This window comes from Thiomicrospira sp., assembly GCF_014859555.1.
Lineage (GTDB): Bacteria > Pseudomonadota > Gammaproteobacteria > Thiomicrospirales > Thiomicrospiraceae > Thiomicrospira.
Genome location: NZ_JACUTY010000003.1, coordinates 1 through 18254, shown reverse-complemented (window position 1 = coordinate 18254; position 18254 = coordinate 1). Strand labels below are relative to the sequence as shown.

General features: G+C 44.6%; 14 protein-coding genes and 1 tRNA gene. 10 read left to right on the top strand and 5 right to left on the bottom strand.

Translation table 11 applies throughout. From position 1 onward, the window contains the following. The first annotated feature begins 1 nt into the window (after nucleotide 1). The 4 genes from ilvN to IBX48_RS00960 all read left to right on the top strand — a co-directional run bounded on the left by ilvN (nucleotide 2) and on the right by IBX48_RS00960 (nucleotide 2495). The gene (ilvN, locus tag IBX48_RS00975) at nucleotides 2-493 is read left to right on the top strand and encodes an acetolactate synthase small subunit (protein WP_296829719.1); all 492 of its coding nucleotides are present in this window, start codon (nucleotides 2-4) and stop codon (nucleotides 491-493) included. A 117-nt stretch (nucleotides 494-610) separates the two neighbouring features. Then, complete coding sequence (gene ilvC, locus IBX48_RS00970) at nucleotides 611-1627, top strand: ketol-acid reductoisomerase (protein WP_296829716.1); 1017 nt, start codon at nucleotides 611-613, stop codon at nucleotides 1625-1627. 174 nt (nucleotides 1628-1801) lie between these two features. Beyond that, nucleotides 1802-2035, top strand: a complete 234-nt coding sequence (locus IBX48_RS00965; protein ID WP_296829713.1) for a (2Fe-2S)-binding protein — start codon at nucleotides 1802-1804, stop codon at nucleotides 2033-2035. A gap of 22 nt (nucleotides 2036-2057) precedes the next feature. Beyond that, entirely contained in the window at nucleotides 2058-2495 is a 438-nt protein-coding gene (locus IBX48_RS00960; protein WP_296829709.1) for a YqaA family protein, read from the top strand. A gap of 50 nt (nucleotides 2496-2545) precedes the next feature. Here IBX48_RS00960 and hemH read toward each other — a convergent pair whose 3' ends face one another. Further along, nucleotides 2546-3664 carry a ferrochelatase gene (hemH, locus tag IBX48_RS00955; RefSeq protein ID WP_296829706.1) on the bottom strand — a complete coding sequence of 373 codons (1119 nt, stop codon included), beginning with the start codon at nucleotides 3662-3664 and terminating at the stop codon, nucleotides 2546-2548. A 214-nt stretch (nucleotides 3665-3878) separates the two neighbouring features. On the opposite strand from hemH, the gene IBX48_RS00950 reads away from it, so the two are divergent. The 3 genes from IBX48_RS00950 (at nucleotide 3879) to IBX48_RS00940 (ending at nucleotide 10857) form a co-directional block, all read left to right on the top strand. Continuing rightward, nucleotides 3879-4946 (top strand): efflux RND transporter periplasmic adaptor subunit, encoded by a 1068-nt coding sequence (locus IBX48_RS00950; protein ID WP_296829703.1) that lies wholly within the window; start codon nucleotides 3879-3881, stop codon nucleotides 4944-4946. After that, nucleotides 4943-8062, top strand: a complete 3120-nt coding sequence (locus IBX48_RS00945; RefSeq protein WP_296829699.1) for an efflux RND transporter permease subunit — start codon at nucleotides 4943-4945, stop codon at nucleotides 8060-8062. Before IBX48_RS00950 ends, IBX48_RS00945 begins: the two co-directional genes overlap by 4 nt. Before the next feature lie 158 nt (nucleotides 8063-8220). Next, entirely contained in the window at nucleotides 8221-10857 is a 2637-nt protein-coding gene (locus IBX48_RS00940) for a methyl-accepting chemotaxis protein (RefSeq protein WP_296829695.1), read from the top strand. A gap of 69 nt (nucleotides 10858-10926) precedes the next feature. On the opposite strand, the gene rlmD is transcribed toward IBX48_RS00940, so the two are convergent. The 3 genes from rlmD to IBX48_RS00925 form a co-directional block, all read right to left on the bottom strand. Continuing rightward, nucleotides 10927-12198 carry a 23S rRNA (uracil(1939)-C(5))-methyltransferase RlmD gene (gene rlmD / locus IBX48_RS00935; RefSeq protein WP_296829693.1) on the bottom strand — a complete coding sequence of 424 codons (1272 nt, stop codon included), beginning with the start codon at nucleotides 12196-12198 and terminating at the stop codon, nucleotides 10927-10929. A 5-nt stretch (nucleotides 12199-12203) separates the two neighbouring features. After that, nucleotides 12204-12989 carry a hypothetical protein gene (locus tag IBX48_RS00930; protein WP_296829690.1) on the bottom strand — a complete coding sequence of 262 codons (786 nt, stop codon included), beginning with the start codon at nucleotides 12987-12989 and terminating at the stop codon, nucleotides 12204-12206. Between the two features lie 48 nt (nucleotides 12990-13037). Beyond that, nucleotides 13038-13114, bottom strand: a tRNA-Arg gene (locus IBX48_RS00925). Nucleotides 13115-13277: 163 nt separating this feature from the next. Between IBX48_RS00925 and IBX48_RS00920 the strand changes: the two genes are divergently transcribed. Both IBX48_RS00920 and IBX48_RS00915 read left to right on the top strand, forming a co-directional pair. Continuing rightward, the gene (locus tag IBX48_RS00920; protein ID WP_296829686.1) at nucleotides 13278-14225 is read left to right on the top strand and encodes a PilZ domain-containing protein; all 948 of its coding nucleotides are present in this window, start codon (nucleotides 13278-13280) and stop codon (nucleotides 14223-14225) included. Further along, nucleotides 14215-14673 (top strand): hypothetical protein, encoded by a 459-nt coding sequence (locus IBX48_RS00915; protein ID WP_296829683.1) that lies wholly within the window; start codon nucleotides 14215-14217, stop codon nucleotides 14671-14673. The genes IBX48_RS00920 and IBX48_RS00915 overlap by 11 nt, the downstream gene beginning before the upstream one ends. A gap of 116 nt (nucleotides 14674-14789) precedes the next feature. On the opposite strand, the gene IBX48_RS00910 is transcribed toward IBX48_RS00915, so the two are convergent. Then, complete coding sequence (locus IBX48_RS00910) at nucleotides 14790-15971, bottom strand: pyridoxal phosphate-dependent aminotransferase (RefSeq protein ID WP_296829679.1); 1182 nt, start codon at nucleotides 15969-15971, stop codon at nucleotides 14790-14792. Nucleotides 15972-16103: 132 nt separating this feature from the next. Here IBX48_RS00910 and uvrB point away from each other — a divergent pair, with 132 nt between their 5' ends. Then, a complete protein-coding gene (uvrB, locus tag IBX48_RS00905) occupies nucleotides 16104-18140 on the top strand; it encodes an excinuclease ABC subunit UvrB (protein WP_296829676.1) in 2037 nt (678 codons plus the stop codon). The last annotated feature ends 114 nt before the right edge of the window (nucleotides 18141-18254 follow it).

Below are 18254 nucleotides of genomic sequence, written 5' to 3'. Positions count from 1 at the left end.
GATGAAGCATATTATTTCAATGTTAATAGAAAATGAATCGGGGGCGTTATCACGTGTATCCGGTTTATTCTCCGCGCGTGGTTATAACATTCACGCTTTGACCGTCGCACCGACAGAAGATGAGTCACTTTCGCGTTTAACGCTGGTGACGATTGGTACCGCCCATCAAATTGAACAGATTGTGAAACACCTCAATCGCTTAATTGATGTAGTGAAGGTGATCGACTTAACCGAAGGTCCACATATTGAGCGTGAGTTGATGCTGGTTAAGCTGTCGGCGACCGGCGAATTCCGTGAGGAATTTGTGCGTTTAACGGATATTTTCCGCGGCACAATTGTGGATGTAACCGCCACCACCTACACCGTTCAAATGATCGGCGAAACACAGAAGTTGGACGCTTATATTGCCGCGATTGATCCAGCCTTGATTCTGGAAACCGTGCGTTCTGGCGCAATGGGAATCATGCGTGGCGAGAAGTGTTTACAGATTTAACGCCTAAGCGGATAAACCACCAGGCCTGGTTTTAGCAAAAAAATCAGGTCTGGGTTATAATCCCCCAAATTTTCTAACAGATTTTATTTTAACCCTTTCAAATTTAAAGGAAAAAACATGCAAGTTTACTACGATAAAGATTGCGATCTTTCAATTATCCGTGGCATGAAAGTAGCGGTAATCGGCTTTGGTTCACAGGGTCACGCTCACGCGGCTAACCTACAAGATTCAGGTGTAGATGTGACGGTTGGCCTACGTCCAGGTTCGTCATCTATCAAAAAAGCCGAAGGTTATGGTCTAAAAACCGCTGACGTTCCAAGCGCGGTTGCCGCGGCTGATTTGGTTATGATTTTGACGCCAGATGAATTCCAGTCTCAGTTATACAAAGAAGAAATCGAACCTAACTTGAAGAAGGGGGCGGTTTTGGCTTTCGCTCACGGTTTCGCGATTCTTTATAACCAAGTCGTACCACGTTCAGATCTAGACGTGATCATGATCGCGCCGAAAGCACCGGGTCATACTGTACGTTCTGAGTTTGTTAAAGGCGGCGGTATTCCTGACTTAATCGCGATTCATCAGGACGTATCTGGTAAAGCGAAATCAATCGCGCTTTCTTACGCTTCTGGCGTGGGTGGTGGTCGTACTGGTATTATCGAAACCAGCTTCCGTGAAGAGTGTGAAACGGATCTATTCGGTGAGCAAGCAGTACTTTGTGGTGGTGCGGTTGAATTGGTTAAAATGGGCTTCGAAACCTTGGTTGAAGCCGGTTATGCACCAGAAATGGCGTACTTCGAATGTTTACACGAGTTAAAACTGATTGTCGACTTGATGTACGAAGGCGGTATCGCCAACATGAACTACTCTATCTCGAACAATGCCGAGTATGGTGAGTATGTGACTGGCCCACAGGTTATTAACGAAGAAAGTCGCATGGCGATGCGTGAAGCGTTATATAACATCCAGAGCGGTGAGTACGCGAAGCGTTTCATTTTAGAAGGTATGACGAACTACCCAGAAATGACCGCGATGCGTCGCATGAACGCTGAGCACCCAATTGAAGTGGTGGGTGATAAGTTACGTTCGATGATGCCTTGGATTCAAGCCAACAAGATCGTTGATAAAGACAAAAACTAATTTTTTAGGGGCTTGTTTTCCTGATTTCTTTGTTGGAAGTTGACTCGTTTACTAGTTGTAAATTTCGCCAACTTCCGCCGCGAACTCAGAAAAAACGCCACCTAAACTCTGTTTAAGAACCTGCCTTGTGCAGGTTTTTTTATGGGTGAAGCCCTAATTTATAGGAAAACAAGCATGTTAGATGAGGCGATTGAGAGTTTGCCAGAAATTCTGAAACGCGACCTGGAAGACAATCTTTGTGTGTGTAATCAAGTGCCAAAAATAAAAGTGATCGAAGCGATTGTATTAGGCGCCGATACTCGCGAAAAAGTCTGCGCACAAACCTATGCATCGGATGGGAATGGCTGTTGTAAATTGCAGATAAAACACCTGTTGGATCATTTTAATGCCCAGCGTAAATTGGACTAAATTAACGTGAAGTTATACCAAAATGATTGAGGTGGCCGGCTACTCAGGTCTGTTTTTAAGTGCATTGATAGCGGCGAGTTTGTTGCCGTTGCAGTCGGAAGCCGTGTTGGTGAGTTTAATCATGACCGAACGATACGATTGGATTATGTTATGGCTGGTAGCGACCGTCGGTAATGTATTGGGCTCAATTATTAATTGGTGGTTGGGTGTGTATTTAGTGCATTTTCGCAATAAATCTTGGTTTCCGGTGAGCGAACCACGTTTACAGAAAGCGCAGAATTTTTATCATCGCTATGGTCGCTGGTCTTTATTATTAAGCTGGATGCCCGTAGTAGGGGATCCGCTGACGTTGGTGGCAGGGGTTATGCGAGAATCATTTTGGGTGTTTTTAGCCCTGGTAACCTTAGCAAAAGGTGGGCGTTATTTGATTTTAATTTTGTCGGTACAAGGCTGGGGTTAAGTTAAGCCTTTAGTATTCGATATGAAACTAAAGGCCAAGTGGTGCCATGTTTAGAAAGGGCAACCCATCGCGCGAGCATTAGCTTTAACTTTTTCGCGTTCAGCGGCATCCGCATCAGCGTCGAAACCGTCACGCTCATACCAGCCCTGAGTGTGTTGCAAAATAACGTCGGATAAGGCTTCGGTGTGATCATGGCGACTATTCAGCGCCTTGATGTAACTGAACTTTTCACCGCCAGCCTCTTCAAAATATTCACGGTTTTCACCGTCAATTTCTTCAATGGTTTCTAAACAATCCGCTGAAAAACCGGGGCAGATAACCTGCACATGTTTTACGCCTTCGGCTGGTAAGGCTTTCATGGTGGCGTCGGTATAGGGTTTAATCCATTCTTCTTTACCAAATAAAGACTGGAAGGTGACGCGATATTCGGGTTTTTCTAAGCCTAACTCTTCCGCCACCAAGCGCGAGGTAACGTGACATTCGCAATGATAAGGGTCGCCATTGTCTAAATAGCGTTTCGGAACACCGTGATAAGACATAACTAACAAATCAGGTTTGCCGTGTTCGGCTTGGTGTTCACGAATCGAGTTGGCCAACGCCTTTATGTATCCAGGGTGGCGATGATAGTGGTTTACAAAACGAATTTCGGGTAACCAACGCCAACCCCGCAATACTTGGGTAACTTTATCAAAAGTTGATGCAGTGGTGGCCCCTGCGTATTGTGGGTAAAGCGGCAGCACAATCAGGCGTTGAACCCCTTGTGCTTCCAGTTTTTTCAAAGCCGACTCAATCGAAGGGTTGCCATAACGCATCGCCAATTCGAACACGACTTTACCTTTAAATTGTGGGCGTAGTTGCTCGCTGATACCATCCAATTGGCGCTGAGTAATATCAAGCAGTGGTGACCCCGGCCCTTCTGAGCCCCAAACTTCTTTGTAAGCTTCGGCAGATTTGGCTGGGCGGGTATTTAAGATAATACCATTTAAAATTAACCACCATAACCAGCGGGCGGGCGGCGGCTCAACCACACGTGGATCCCATAAAAACTCTTTTAAATAAGGTTTTAGTGCTTGTTTAGTTGGTGCATCTGGGGTACCTAAGTTGGTAATTAAGATGCCGGTTGCAGCTTCGTCACCGTGCTGGTAATGCGTGTTGTTGTGATAAAACATAGCGGTCTCTTGTTTTGGTAAAAAGTTACTATATTGTATAGGGTGTGTATAAAATGACAAGACTAAAAAATAGTCTTAGTCTTTGCTTGCAGGCGCAGTTTAATCAGGTAATGTCGGGATTCACATTTAATTCTCAGTGTCGGTAAACTTCGACTATTATGATGAACTCAAATACGATTCGTACAACGTAATAACAATATGAGATTTAATAAGTATGCGTTTAAGTTTAACAGGTTTAATGCTCGGGCTTTTACTGGGCTCTTTCGGCTTAACATCTCAAGCCAGCCAGACACAGTCGGTTGTCTCGGCCAAGGTGTTTGAAAAGCAGATTGTTGAAACGATCCAAGCTTTGGGCGATTTAAACGCTAGTGAATCCGTTGATATTAGCGCCTCCGTCACTGAGCAAGTCGAGTCAATTCATTTTAATGATGGAGACTATGTTAAAAAAGATCAGCTACTTGTGCAGCTTAGAAGTGCAGAAGAGCGCGCTAGCTTGGCGGAGCTCAAAATTGCGACTAACAATGCCAAGCAGCTTTATGATCGTTATTTACCCTTGTATACACGTGGCGACATTGCCCAGTCAACTTTAGATGAGTACAAACGTGAGTGGGACTTAGCGCGGGCGAAAGAGGCGGTGTTACAAGCCCGACTTGAAAAGTTAACCTTAAAAGCGCCGTTTGCAGGACGAGTTAGCATTCGACAGATTAGTGAAGGAGCGCTCTTAACGCCTGGCACAAAAGTGACCGAATTGCAGGACTTAACTCAAGTAAAAATCGACTTTAGTGTGCCGAGCCGATTTTTAACCGAGCTAAGTGTTGGGGATCGGGTGGTGACAAAAACCGATGCTTATGTCGGCCAAGATTTTATAGCGCAAATCGAAACGATTTTGCCAAGGGTGGATGTTAAAACCCGCAGTGTTCAAGTGCGTGCTAAGTTAACCAATCCTGACGGACTATTGGTTCCAGGCATGTTGATGAAGGTTGAACTTCAACAAAAGCCCAGATCCGTTCTGTTTATCCCTGAAACGGCGATTGTTCCGATTGCTGAACATCATTATGTTTATCAATTAATGCCAGAGGCGAATGGGCTTTATAAAATCAGCCGAAAACAGGTGGCCTTAGGCATGCGACAACCAGGCCTGGTGGAAATTAAAACCGGCTTAGAATTAGGCGATAAAGTCGTCAGTGAAGGGGCATTACGTGTCCGTCCAGGACAGGTCGTCAACGCCATGGATAAGCTCCCGGTCCAGTCCAGCAGTGGCCTTGAGGATGTGGCATTATGATGTTATCCGATGTGGCTGTAAAACGCCCAGTACTGGCCGCGGTGATGTCGTTGTTGTTAGTGGCGTTTGGCTTGGTGGCGTTTGATCGTTTGGCCCTGCGAGAATATCCCAATATCGATCCGCCTGTTGTGTCCATCACGACCTCTTATGCCGGTGCTTCGGCGGCCGTTATTGAATCGCGTATTACCAAAATTATTGAAGACCGGATTGCGGGCATTGAGGGTATTCAATATGTCCAATCCAGATCAACAGATGGGCGTTCAAGGATCACGATCGAGTTTGATATTAATCGAGATATCGACGCCGCCGCTAATGACGTACGTGATCGTGTTTCACGATTAGCCAGGGATTTACCGATTGAGGCCGATCAACCAGAAGTCCAGAAAGTAGATGGTGACGATGACGTCATTATTTGGTTTAACTTAACGGCCGATAATATGACGGTGCCGCAATTAACCGATTATGCGAGTCGTTATTTAGTGGATCGTTTTTCGGTGCTCGATGGTGTGGCTCGTGTGCGGATTGGTGGTGGACAAGAATACGCGATGCGTTTGTGGTTGGATTCGGATGCCATGACGGCACGCGGACTTACCGTGGCCGATGTGGAGCAAGCCTTGCAACGTTCGAATGTGGAGTTGCCTGCCGGGATGGTGACCATGCAACAAATGTCGTTTAGTGTTCGCGTGGATCGTCAACTGCTAACCCCCGAAGACTTTGAACGTTTGGTGGTGATGCAAGGCGAAGGCATGAACCTAGTTCGACTGGGTGACATAGCACGAATCGAAAAAGGCGCGATTGAAAACCGTACTCTGTTTCGGGGCAACGAGTTACCCATGGTGGGTTTGGGGATTATTAAACAGTCAACTGCCAATACCTTAAGTGTGGCGGATGTGGTTAAATCAGAGGTGGAACGACTAAATAAAATTTTGCCCGATGGCATGGCGATTAAACCCAGTTATGACAGTTCGGTGTTTGTAAAGAGCGCCATAACAGAAGTGTATAAAACCCTGGCGATTGCGATTGGTTTGGTTATGTTGGTTATTTTTGCGTTTTTACGCAGTGTGCGAGTCGCGATTATTCCGCTCGTCACGGTTCCGGTGTCACTGATTGCGACCTTCTGGGTGTTATGGATGCTGGGTTTCTCAATCAATATACTAACTTTATTGGCGTTGGTGTTGGCGATAGGGCTAGTGGTGGATGATGCGATTGTTGTGCTCGAAAACGTGCAGCGTCATATTGAGAAAGGCTACTCCCCCCTGAGTGCCGCCTTTGTTGGCACACGTCAGGTTGGTTTTGCGGTGGTCGCCACCACTTTGGTATTGGTGGCGGTATTTGTACCGATTAGTTTTCTTGAGGGCAATCTAGGGCGGTTGTTTAGTGAGTTTGCGATTACGCTTGCGGTGGCGGTGTTGTTTTCGAGCTGGGTGGCTTTAACCTTATCCCCTGCGCTGGCCTCAAAACTCTTAAAGCCAGGCAAATCAAATCCTTCGCACATTGATTTTGATGCCGAGCATGTGCCGGATAAACCTAATTTTTGGATTCGAATTTACCGCCCTGCTTTGACATTCGCGTTACGTTGGCCCTGGCTAATCGCCGGAATTTTTGGTGCCACATTATATGCATCGTACTTTTTAATGCAAAACCTACCCCAAGAATATGCCCCACAGGAAGATCGGGGCGCGTTCTTTGTCATAATCTCAGGCCCTGAGGGCGCCACCCACGATTACATGAAAGACTATATTAATGAAATCGAGGCTCGCTTGATGCCACTAGTGGAGGCGGGTGAAGTTAATCGTTTATTAGTACGCTCGCCACGTGGATTTGGTAGCACTCAGGTATTTAACACCGGTATTGCAATTTTGGTTTTAAACGATTGGTCTGAGCGTCGTTCCGCATTTGAAATCATGCAAGATGTGCGGCAAAAGTTAGCTGATTTACCTGGTGTACGCGCCAATCCAGTCATGCGACAAGGTATCGGTGGGCGTGTGCAAAAACCAGTGCAGTTCGTAATCGGCGGTGGGAGTTATGAGCAAATAGCCGAGTGGCGAGATATTATGCTGGACAAGCTACAAGAAAATAACCCCGGCTTAGAGGGAATCGATTCAGATTATAAAGAAACTAAACCCCAGTTGCGTGTCCAGATTGACTATGAACGTGCGGCTGATTTAGGGGTCTCCACGCTGGATATTGGGCGGACACTTCAAACCTTGCTGGGATCGCGAAAGGTCACCACATTTGTAGAACAGGGTGAAGAATACGACATAATTCTTGAGGCTGAGCGAAGCGATTTCCGATCGCCAAAAAGTTTAGATAATATCTATGTGCGTTCTCAGAGAACCCAAGAGCTGATTTCGTTATCGAGTTTAGTCAGTATTGAAGAGTTTGCCGATTCAGGTTCGCTAAACCGATATAACCGTATGCGAGCGATTACGATTGAAGCCAATTTGGCGGATGGTTATACCTTAGGAGAAGCATTAAATCACTTAGAAAACCTTGCTAGAACTCACCTTCCGGATGATGCCATGATTGACTATAAAGGTCAGTCGCGCGACTTCCAAACATCGGGTAATGCGGTACTGTTTGTATTCTTGCTCGGTATGGTGGTGGTGTTTTTAGTGTTGGCGGCTCAATTTGAAAGCTTCATTAGTCCTTTTATTATTATGTTTACCGTGCCCTTGGCTGTCGCAGGCGGATTGTGGGGGTTATGGCTACATGGGCTGAGCTTAAATATTTATACGCAAATTGGCTTGGTGATGTTGGTGGGGCTCTCAACCAAAAACGGGGTGTTGATCGTTGAATTCGCAAACCAGTTAAGAGATAAAGGCCAAACGTTTTATGACGCCCTGTTCGAAGCCGCCTGTTTACGTTTGCGCCCGATTTTGATGACGGCGATAACCACCGTGGTGGGGGCGATTCCATTGGTGATTTCTACAGGCGCGGGGGCCGAAACACGTTATGTGATCGGTATCGTACTGCTGTGGGGCGTATCTCTAGCGACTTTATTTACGTTATTTGTTATTCCAGTGGTTTACCAATGGTTAGGTAAATACAGTCAGCCAGCTGGTGAGAATAAGCGAAAGTTAGAAGAGGAACTGGGTGACTTAACGAATGTTTAATTCGTTTTGAAACGCGTAAACGTGATAAAAATACGTGCTACTTGGGAGTTACTTATTATAAATCAATGGTTTCAAGATAGGCCTGAGTGCGAAGGTTCGATTAATTTGTATTTTTACGTGTATAATTATTACATAATTCGTTTTAAAAGGTTTTTATTATGTCAAAGCGTTCATCGTCACTCAGTCTTAAGGTTATCGGAATTGCGTCTAGCGTTGGCTTGGTCGTCGCTTTTTTAGTTGGTTTAATGATGTATTTTACGTCGGTAAAACCGGTGGAAAAAAATGTTCAGCAAGAATTGTTGGCAGAAATGAAAATTCACATTGATGCCGCGATGGAGCTCAAGGTGCAAAGTGGCATTATGGGCGCCACCGCCATGACCTTGCAAAACCAGGTTATTGAGTCGTTGCAGGTAGAGGATCGAGAGTCTGTTATCCCCTTTTTTTCTGGCATTCGTGATGGGTTTCGTTCTAAATCCAACTTTAACAATATCGGTACGATTTTAATGACGGCTGATGGACGCATGATGATTCGCTCTTGGGAGATTGATAGTTACGGCCAAAATGCGTCGCATAGTCCATTAGTGCAACGCGCAATGAAAGAACGTCAAGCTTTTGGTGCGCTCGGGGTTGGCGCTCGTGGAGTAGGTGTAATGGCGATTTCACCAGTAATTGATGACGGTGAATTTATGGGAATGATTTCACTTATTCAAGGACTCGCATCCGTTAAGCACGACTTAAAACACAACTTGAATATTGATTGGGTTTTGCTCGCAGATAAACGTTATATTGCTGAAAAGTATGGCGATATGCCAAACGTTGATCAAAATAAACCCGTCAATGAGCGCTATATTTTAGCGAATAATCGCTGGTTTGATGAAGCCACAGTTGAACGAGTGACAAAACACTTTAATCCGGTAGATGGTGAAGATACGGCTATTTACCTGGGTAGTGGAAAGGTTTTCGTTGATTTGCCTGCCTATGATGAAGAAGGTTTGGTGTTTGGACGTCATATGTTTGTGATGGATGAATCGGTTTATTTAGCTCCTATTAATATGGCTGTGAATGCGGCCTGGTTATCATTAGTTGGTGTGCTATTAGGTATATTTTTCTTAACCTTTGCCTTGGTTGTGGCGATTGGTCGTATGGTTATAAAACCATTGCAAAAAGTTCAGCAAACCACTGATAATATCATGCGTACCGGTAATTTTAGCTTACGTGCAGACGTGGGGTCTATGGATGAAGTGGGCAAAACGGCTAGTGCCCTTAATGAACTGCTAGAGCAAATTAGTAAAGCCTTAGATGAAGCAAACGAAACGGTTAGTTCAATTTCACAAGGTGACTTCAGTCATCGTATCAGTGGTCAATATGTCGGTGATTTGGATAAGTTAAAGCAAGGCGTAAATGACAGTGCCGAAAATATTGCACAGGTTATGAATCAGTTAGCTCAAACTATGCAAGCCATGCATGACGGCGACTTCAAAATTAATATTGATTGTCAGGCGAAAGGCGAATACTTAACCATGATGAACAATGCCCAATCAGCCATGAATGAAATGAATAGTGTTATTGCACAGATAAACGAAGTCATGGGTTATATGTCGCAAGGCCAGTTTGGTCATCGCGTTGAGTTAGAAGCGCGCGGTGAAATGAACGTACTGAAAGAACGCATTAATGAATCGATGGAACAGTTAGATGATGCGATTAAAGACATTACACGTATCGTGGTGGCTCAAAGTGAAGGTGATTTAACTCAGTCGATCGTCGGTGACTATGAAGGTGACCTGAAGATGTTGAAAGATGCGGTTAATCAATCACTTGAAAAACTGGCTGAAATTGTATCGCAAGCCATGCAAGCGGCTGATATTGTTAGCAATGCTTCAGATGAGGTTTCGCGTGGTGCATTAGACTTGAGTCAGCGAGTTCAAGAACAAGCCGCGGCGCTGGAGCAAACATCCGCCACCATGGATGAAATGAACTCAGCGGTTCAGAATAATACAGACAACTCACAACAAGCCGCCGAAGTAGCGAGTAAAGTTCAAAAAGAAGCGGTTCAAGGTGAGCAGGTTATGCAGCAGACCATTATCGCCATGAATTCGATCCAAGAGTCGAGCCATAAAATTTCGGATATCGTATCTTTAATTGATGGTATTGCGTTCCAAACTAACTTGTTAGCGCTTAATGCCGCGGTTGAAGCGGCCAGAGCGGGTGATCATGGTCGTGGCTTTGCGGTGGTGGCTGGCGAAGTTCGCGCTTTGGCTCAAAAATCAGCCGAAGCGGCGAAAGACATTAAAAAGTTAATTGATGAAAGTGTATCGCGCATTGATGATGGTACACGTTTGGCTAGTGAATCAGGTGAGCGTTTAGCATCCATTACCGGCTCGATTGAGCAAGTAACTGGCATGATTAACCAAATTGCACGTGCTTCAAGTGAGCAGGCAGAAGGTGTGTCACAAGTGCATACGGCTATTAGTGACATAGATGGCGCGACACAGCAAAATGCCGCACTGGTTGAACAAACATCGGCCGCGGCAGAAAGTATGAGTGAACAGGCAACCGAGCTAAGTCGAAATATGGCTTTTTTCAACACAGGCGCAAATTCTAATAGAATGAGACCGCAGCCAAAAATTGCGGCTAAGCCGGCTAGTCAAACCCAGTTGTCATCTGCTTATACTAACAATAAATCTAAAATGGATCCTAAGTCATTGGATAATAAAGTGTCCGAAACTAAAGTTAAGGCAGTGTCTAATCCGCAGCCAAAATCAAATAGAAACGAAACTGAGTGGGAAGAGTTTTAAAGCGCAAATATTAGCGGTTTAAACCCAACAAAAAAGCACCTTAATGGTGCTTTTTTGTTGGGTGAATTTTTAGGTGTGTTGTTTATGGTTTAACATAATTTTTTCCATTAATACCAAGCTTTCAATGTGACTGGTGTTCGGAAACATATCGAACAGCTGAATCCGTTTAAGTCGATAACCTTGTTGTTCAATGGCTTGCAGATCACGAATCAAGGTATCGCTTTGACAGGATACATAAACGATACGATTTGCATTTAGTTCACCAATCTTTTGGCACAGGTTTTTGGCACCTAAGCGCCCCGGGTCAAGCAATATCGAATCGTAGCTTGACCACCAGGCCTGGTGGTGGGCATCTTCAAAAAGATCCGCCTTATAAAACTCGGTATTATTGAGTTGATTATTTAAGGCGTTTTGTTTCGCTAAAATCACCGCGTTTGCGAGGCCTTCTACGCCCACAACTTTGCCTGCATGTTGGGCTAAAGCTAAGCTGAAGTTGCCTATGCCACAAAATAAATCCAAAATCCGGTCCTGTTGGTTAGGCGCTAACCAGTCTACGACTTGATTAACCAGGGCTTGGTTAATCGGCGCATTAACTTGAATAAAGCCTTGCGGGTCGAAATTAAGTTTAAGTTGGTTTAAAAGGTAATAAGGCGCATCAACGTCGGCGGTTTTTTGATAAACATCACTGGTGATCCAAACGCCTTGTTCAGCTTCAACTAGTTGCACTTCTTTAGCTTGCCGACTTGCTAGAGGCAAGAGTTCAAATCGCGCTTTCTGAAGGGCTTGATTTAAAGCCGGGGTTAAGATAGGACAGTATTCAATGTCGACAGGGGTTTGAGATTGGGCTTGTCGAAAACCTAGTTTAGCCTGTTTGGTTTTTGGATCTTTGACGAGTACAAGTCGTGCACGGCGTCGATAATGTTGGCTAGCTGTTCCAAGTAAAGGCTCTATCGTTAACTTTCGGGTGTTGAGTGATTTACTGAGCTGTTGTAAAAAATTCTGTTGTTTCCATTTGTGTTGGCTACTAAGTGAGAGATGCTGTAGTTGGCAACCTCCGCAAGTAGCATAATAGTCGCAAAACGGGGTCTTTCTATGCTCAGAATACCGATGCCATTTAGTCGGTGTAGCCTCAGCATGACTGGGTTTGTCGATCATGATTTTGACATCAACCAACTCGCCAGGCAAGGCTTGGGATATGAATACCACCTTACCTTCTATCCGAGCAAGTCCACGACCATCATCAGCTAATGCTTCAATTTCAACGGAGTTATGGTGACCTTGTAAGTGGCTAACATGGTAATGAGTGGTTTTGGGTTTTGAGCGCTTAATTGGTAGTTTCATGGTCTCTAGGCAATTTGGATGTTTTTAGTGCCAATCACATCACCTACTGTCGATTTAAAGTAGACGGGATCAAAAGCAGGGGGTAATTTGTCATTAATTACAAAGTACATAAATACCGCATGGAGTGCGCCAAAACGGTAGAAGATGTTGCCAATATAGCGTTTAAACCAGGCTGGTTGAATGCGCTTGAGCTTTAACTTGCTTTTAGCGGCACCAAATAAATAGCCATAGGTGGCACCCACAATTTTTTGGTCGGACTTTAATCGGCCATTTTTAACAAGGTCTTTGGAGATGCGAACGGCTTCACGAATCGATTTAGCTATGGATAAACTTAGCTCTCGTCTCACAGTTTGACGATTAGACTGGTTAAATAGTTGGTGTTTTTCAGCTAATACTGAATGGGCCTTGGCCAAGTGCAAGGTGATCTCACCATCACGTGCTTGGTGATAAAACACATGGTGACTCAGACTAGTAAAAAAATCACGTTTAAAAATAAAGCGGTTGATGCGATTAGTCAGGTCTTTAAATGAAAAAAACGGCATTACGGCCATTGGGACGATAATTAACAGGGTGAATAATATCGAAAAACTGACCGCAAGCGTGCGGCGGCGTATTTGAAAACCATCGTATAAACCAATTAATACAATACCAAAGCTAATGACCAATACAAAGGCTAATAATAGAGTATTGAAAATATGGCCAACTAAAAACTTGCGGCCTTGCGAACTTAAAAGGACGGCTTTTAAAAAGCGTGTGGTTTCATGCAGTCGAAAAGTCAGTTCACCTTTCATGTTTCTCTCTCCTGACCTTAAACGTGTCAATTAGTATGGAAACTTGTATGGTGCGCCCGAAGGGATTCGAACCCCAGACCTCTGCCTCCGGAGGGCAGCGCTCTATCCAGCTGAGCTACGGGCGCTTATTCTTTCGTGCGCACATTATAAAGGATTTTAGGCGTAAGTTTTAAAAACAATCCAGCGGTCTGGCAAGTGATTGGTGGATCGTTAAATGGCGTGAGTATTTTTGCCAGCTGAAGTGAACTTTGAGTATAATTGGACTTAACGAATTAACAGGCGTTATAAATGAGTTCAAGTACAATAGATAGTCGACGATTTTTTCGACTCGATATGCCAGTATACGCTCATATCATGCCGCGCAATCGTATCCCGGGTTGCGACTTCTTTGCTACCTCGGCGGTTTATCTGACTAAACAGCGCCTAGCCATGGCGGATGCCAAGTTGATTGAAGCCAAAGATTGGTTAGCAAAAGTCAAAGACGAAACAGATTTAGCGGGCGTAGTTTTGAGCGATATTGTAAAACGTATCGCATTTTTTAACGACGTAATGCAAGGCGTTCAAGCTGGGAATGCGCCGTTTAAACTTGAAGACTATGGCCGAAACTTGAGCTTGGCAAAAGCCGAAAATGCGCATCTTGAGACCTACAAACTCAGCTCACCCAAAAGTTATGCCTTTTTTAAGGGCATCGAAAATAAAATCAAAACCTATCTGAACGAAGTGCATTACATGACACAAAACTCAGATAGCCGCGAAATTAAATATCGTCAGCTTTTGTACGTTACGCCAACGCAAGCGGACCAAAATTTAGACATACTTAAAAGCACAAAATTTGATGGATTGGCTTTACCCCAGTTTATTCGCGCTTTAACGGAGTATGTGAACCTAAGTTTAGGCAGTTTTCTCGCGTTTCAGCAGGACTCGGTGCTAAAGCGTTATCCAACCCAATGGGAATCTATCAGCGTTAATCTCAGTGAAGGCGGTATACGTGTTGAGCAGCCAAAGGCTCTGAAGCCGGGTGAGGCGGTTTGTGTAGCTTTCCACAGCGATAACCATGCGTCTATTATTGGAATCAAAGGTTCTGTGGTGGCTTGTGACCCAGTTGCTAAAACAGCCCGTTATTGTCTGAGGATTAATTTTGACTTCCCAGATCGCGCCCAGCAGATGTTAATCCAAAAAATCATGAACCAATTTGAAATTAGTCAGTGCGCTGAATGGATAACTAATGCTGGATAAAAACTACAAACTCGAAAAAGGCTTTTTAGCTGAAATTCCGTTAAGGTTTCGAAGTGGTTCAATGGCCATGTTGGGTATAGAGCCGATGATCAATATTTTGAATTGGTCACCACCAGGCCTGGTGGAACGTTACTTTAAAAAAAAGCCACCAGAAGGTGAGGACTTAGATCTGGTTCAATCGCGTATCGTCCTAAGTAAGATAACTTATTTTAATCCACAAACTTTAGATAAAGATAACTTGCAAACCCTGTTGCGTTTGGCGGCCGTTATGTTGGACTTTCCAAGTGCGGATCCAGAAAAAATGGCGGAATTAACCCGACATACTTATCCGGTTTTTTCAAGTTGGATGCTAATGGCTAATAAGTTTATGCGTCAATCAAAAACCGTCACAAACGGGACGCATGCAGTAAAAGACAGCCATGACGTGACGGTAGATTGGTGTCGTTAAAACAAAGAGCATCTCAAAAGTTTTGTCGATACTTAAACTAGTGCCATAAAAAAGCCGAGCAGGCAGGTAATGTCTGTTCGGTTTTTTTATTCCGCTAGAAAATTCAGTGGCTTAAACTAACTTCGCATGAATTGATCCATCCGGTCGAGTGCGATTTTTAAGTTATCTAAACTGGTGGCGAATGAAATGCGAATATGGCCTTCTGCGCCAAAACCCGAGCCAGGTACGGCGGCGACTTCGACATCTTCTAAAATGGCCGTCGCCATGTCTGCATCACTTATGAAGCCTTTCATCTTCATTGCTTGGGCAATATTAATGAACATATAGAAAGCCCCATCAGCCGGCAAACATTTAAAGCCAGGAATCTGGTTTACGCGCTCAACTACAAATTGGTGGCGTTGTTTAAAGGCATTCAGCATGGTATCAATGCAATCCTGCGGACCATTTAAGGCCGCCACTGCCGCGGCTTGCGAAATAGAACAAGGGTTTGAGGTACTCTGAGATTGCACCGTTTTCATGGCTTTAATAATAGTTTCCGGACCCGCCGCATAACCAATGCGCCAACCTGTCATCGAATAAGCTTTGGATACACCGTTTAAAACCAATGTACGGTCTTTTAAGTCCGAGCAAACTTCAAGCAAAGTGGTAAAAGGCGTGTCACCCAATACGATGTGCTCATACATGTCATCACAGGCAATTAACACTTGTGGGTGTTGACGTAATACGTCTGCCAGCGCAGCGAGTTCATCGCGAGTATAAATCGCGCCAGTTGGGTTGGATGGGCTATTAATTACAACTAATTTAGTTTTGGCATTAATAGCGCTGGCCAATTGAGAAGGCGTGATTTTGAAGTTTTGTTCAATTCCGGTTTCGATAATCACCGGTTCGCCGCCAGCCAATAAAGCCATGTCGGGATACGAAACCCAATAGGGTGCGGGAATAATGACTTCATCACCGTCATTGAGCACGGCTTGGCATAGGTTGTAAAAACTTTGTTTACCACCGCTGGAAACTAAGATTTCACTTAAATCGTAATCTAAGCCATTATCGCGTTTAAATTTGGCTTGAATCGCCAGTTTTAAATCGGGCGTTCCATCTACAGCGGTATAACGCGTATCGCCTTGTTGAATCGCATTAATACCGGCGGCCTTAATATGATCAGGGGTATCGAAGTCAGGTTCACCCGCGCCCAAGCTTATAATGTCTTTCCCTTCGCGTTTAAGTTCAGCCGCTTTAGCTGAAATTACGAGGGTTAAGGAAGGTTTTACGCGATTAACACGATCGGAAAGCAAGGCCATTTCTCTCTCTCAGGTTTGTATAATGGTGCACATCAAACAGCGCACGGGTTTTTTAGATGTAAAATAAGGCTTTATTTTACTGCATTTAAGCGTTATTTAAAGCCGTTTGCGAAATAAGTTTTAAGGGGTAATATGGCAAAAGCATTTGAATTGGTTTCACAGTACCAACCTGCTGGGGATCAGCCTGCCGCAATTGCAGGCCTGGTGGAAGGTTTGCAGGACGGCGAAGCCTTTCAAACCCTGTTGGGTGTAACTGGTTCTGGCAAAACCTATACGATTGCAAATGTGATCAAAACCGTACAGCGTCCCGCCATTATTATGGCGCATAATAAGACCCTAGCGGCTCAACTCTACGGTGAAATGAAAAGCTTTTTTCCCAATAATGCGGTTGAGTATTTCGTGTCGTATTACGATTATTATCAGCCTGAAGCTTATGTGCCGGCTTCCGATACGTATATCGCCAAAGATGCCTCAGTTAATGAACAGATCGAGCAGCTCCGATTATCCGCGACCAAAGCTTTAATGGAACGCCCGGACGTGATTTTAATTGCCACCGTATCCGCGATTTATGGTTTGGGTGATCCTGATCAATATTTGAGTATGATTTTGCAATTACGTTTGGGCGACCCGATTAGCCAACGCGACATTTTAGCTAAATTAGTCACGATGCAATATACCCGCAACGACTTTGAGATGTACCGTGGCACATTTAGAGTGCGGGGTGACGTGGTGGATGTTTACCCAGCCGAAGCCGAACAGTATGCGGTGCGGATTGAATTGTTTGATGACGAAGTCGAAGCGTTAAGTTGGTTTGATCCTTTAACGGGCGAAATAATTAGTAAAGTGACACGTGTGACGGTTTATCCAAAGTCGCATTATGTTACCCCGCGAGAGCGTGTGATCGAGACGATTGAAAAGGTTAAAGTAGAGCTTAAAAGTCGGCTAGATGAGTTGCGCAGCTTAAATAAACTGGTTGAGGCACAACGTTTAGAGGAGCGTACTCGGCTTGATATCGAAATGATGATGGAACTGGGTTATTGTCAGGGAATCGAAAACTACTCGCGTTATTTATCGGGTCGAGAAGAGGGCGCGCCGCCACCCACTTTAATTGATTATTTGCCAAACAATGCGTTGATGATCATTGATGAAAGTCACGCTACGATTCCACAAATTGGCGGCATGTATAAAGGTGACCGATCACGTAAAGAAAACTTGGTTAATTATGGCTTCCGTTTGCCCTCTGCGATGGATAACCGCCCCATGAAGTTTGACGAGTTTGAAGGCTTGATGCCGCAAACCATTTTTGTATCCGCAACACCGGCTAATTATGAGTTGGAACACAGCTCAAAAGTGGTCGAGCAGGTGGTGCGTCCGACGGGTTTACTTGATCCGGTGATTGAAGTTCGGCCGGCGACTACTCAGGTGGATGATTTATTGGGGGAGATAAGGTTAATCGCTGAAAAAGCGCAACGGATTCTGGTTACTACCTTGACTAAACGCATGGCCGAGGATTTGACCGATTATTTGGAAGACCACAACGTACGAGTGCGTTATTTGCATTCCGACATTGATACAGTTGAACGCATCGAAATAATCCGCGATTTACGCAAGGGTGAATTTGATGTGTTGGTCGGGATTAACTTACTACGAGAAGGACTGGATATTCCAGAAGTTTCTTTGGTGGCAATTTTGGATGCTGATAAAGAAGGTTTTTTACGCTCGGAGCGTGCTTTGATCCAAACGATGGGGCGAGCCGCGCGAAACCCGGATGGTCGCGCCATTCTGTACGCCGATAAAATGACACGTTCCATGCAAGCGGCCATTGATGAATCGGAACGCCGACGTCAAAAGCAGATTGAATTTAACTTAAAGCACGGTATTACACCGACCGCGTTACGTAAAAAAGTAACCGATATTCTTGAACATTCGCCCTATGCCAGTAAATCGTCTAGAAAGCATGGTGAAAGTAAGGCGGCTGAGTCTAGTGGTGATTATGCTGAATTGGACTTGGTGAGTTTGCGTCCGGCTGAATTGGCTAAGATGATTAAACAGACTGAAAAATCAATGTATGCAGCGGCTAAGTCATTGAATTTTGAGGAGGCTGCTCAACTAAGGGATCAGTTGAAAAGGCTTAAAGCAGGTATGGTAGGAATTGGTGATTTACGATAGAATGATTAAGTTATGGGCACCTTGATTAACCCCTGGTTGATTCTGCGGGGCTTAGCCAGGTTTCTCAGCTCTGCGTTGTGAACCTTTGCAAGGTCTAGACATTCCTTCAGGTTC

Bases quoted from the DNA above. Each gene is read 5' to 3' on its own strand.
- IBX48_RS00920 (WP_296829686.1), top strand. From the start codon at position 13,278: ATGAGTTCAAGTACAATAGATAGTCGACGATTTTTTCGACTCGATATG.
- IBX48_RS00940 (WP_296829695.1), top strand. From the start codon at position 8,221: ATGTCAAAGCGTTCATCGTCACTCAGTCTTAAGGTTATCGGAATTGCG.
- IBX48_RS00915 (WP_296829683.1), top strand. From the start codon at position 14,215: ATGCTGGATAAAAACTACAAACTCGAAAAAGGCTTTTTAGCTGAAATT.
- hemH (WP_296829706.1), bottom strand. From the start codon at position 3,664: ATGTTTTATCACAACAACACGCATTACCAGCACGGTGACGAAGCTGCA.
- IBX48_RS00960 (WP_296829709.1), top strand. From the start codon at position 2,058: ATGATTGAGGTGGCCGGCTACTCAGGTCTGTTTTTAAGTGCATTGATA.
- IBX48_RS00965 (WP_296829713.1), top strand. From the start codon at position 1,802: ATGTTAGATGAGGCGATTGAGAGTTTGCCAGAAATTCTGAAACGCGAC.
- ilvC (WP_296829716.1), top strand. From the start codon at position 611: ATGCAAGTTTACTACGATAAAGATTGCGATCTTTCAATTATCCGTGGC.
- IBX48_RS00950 (WP_296829703.1), top strand. From the start codon at position 3,879: ATGCGTTTAAGTTTAACAGGTTTAATGCTCGGGCTTTTACTGGGCTCT.
- uvrB (WP_296829676.1), top strand. From the start codon at position 16,104: ATGGCAAAAGCATTTGAATTGGTTTCACAGTACCAACCTGCTGGGGAT.
- IBX48_RS00945 (WP_296829699.1), top strand. From the start codon at position 4,943: ATGATGTTATCCGATGTGGCTGTAAAACGCCCAGTACTGGCCGCGGTG.
- rlmD (WP_296829693.1), bottom strand. From the start codon at position 12,198: ATGAAACTACCAATTAAGCGCTCAAAACCCAAAACCACTCATTACCAT.
- IBX48_RS00910 (WP_296829679.1), bottom strand. From the start codon at position 15,971: ATGGCCTTGCTTTCCGATCGTGTTAATCGCGTAAAACCTTCCTTAACC.
- IBX48_RS00930 (WP_296829690.1), bottom strand. From the start codon at position 12,989: ATGAAAGGTGAACTGACTTTTCGACTGCATGAAACCACACGCTTTTTA.
- ilvN (WP_296829719.1), top strand. From the start codon at position 2: ATGAAGCATATTATTTCAATGTTAATAGAAAATGAATCGGGGGCGTTA.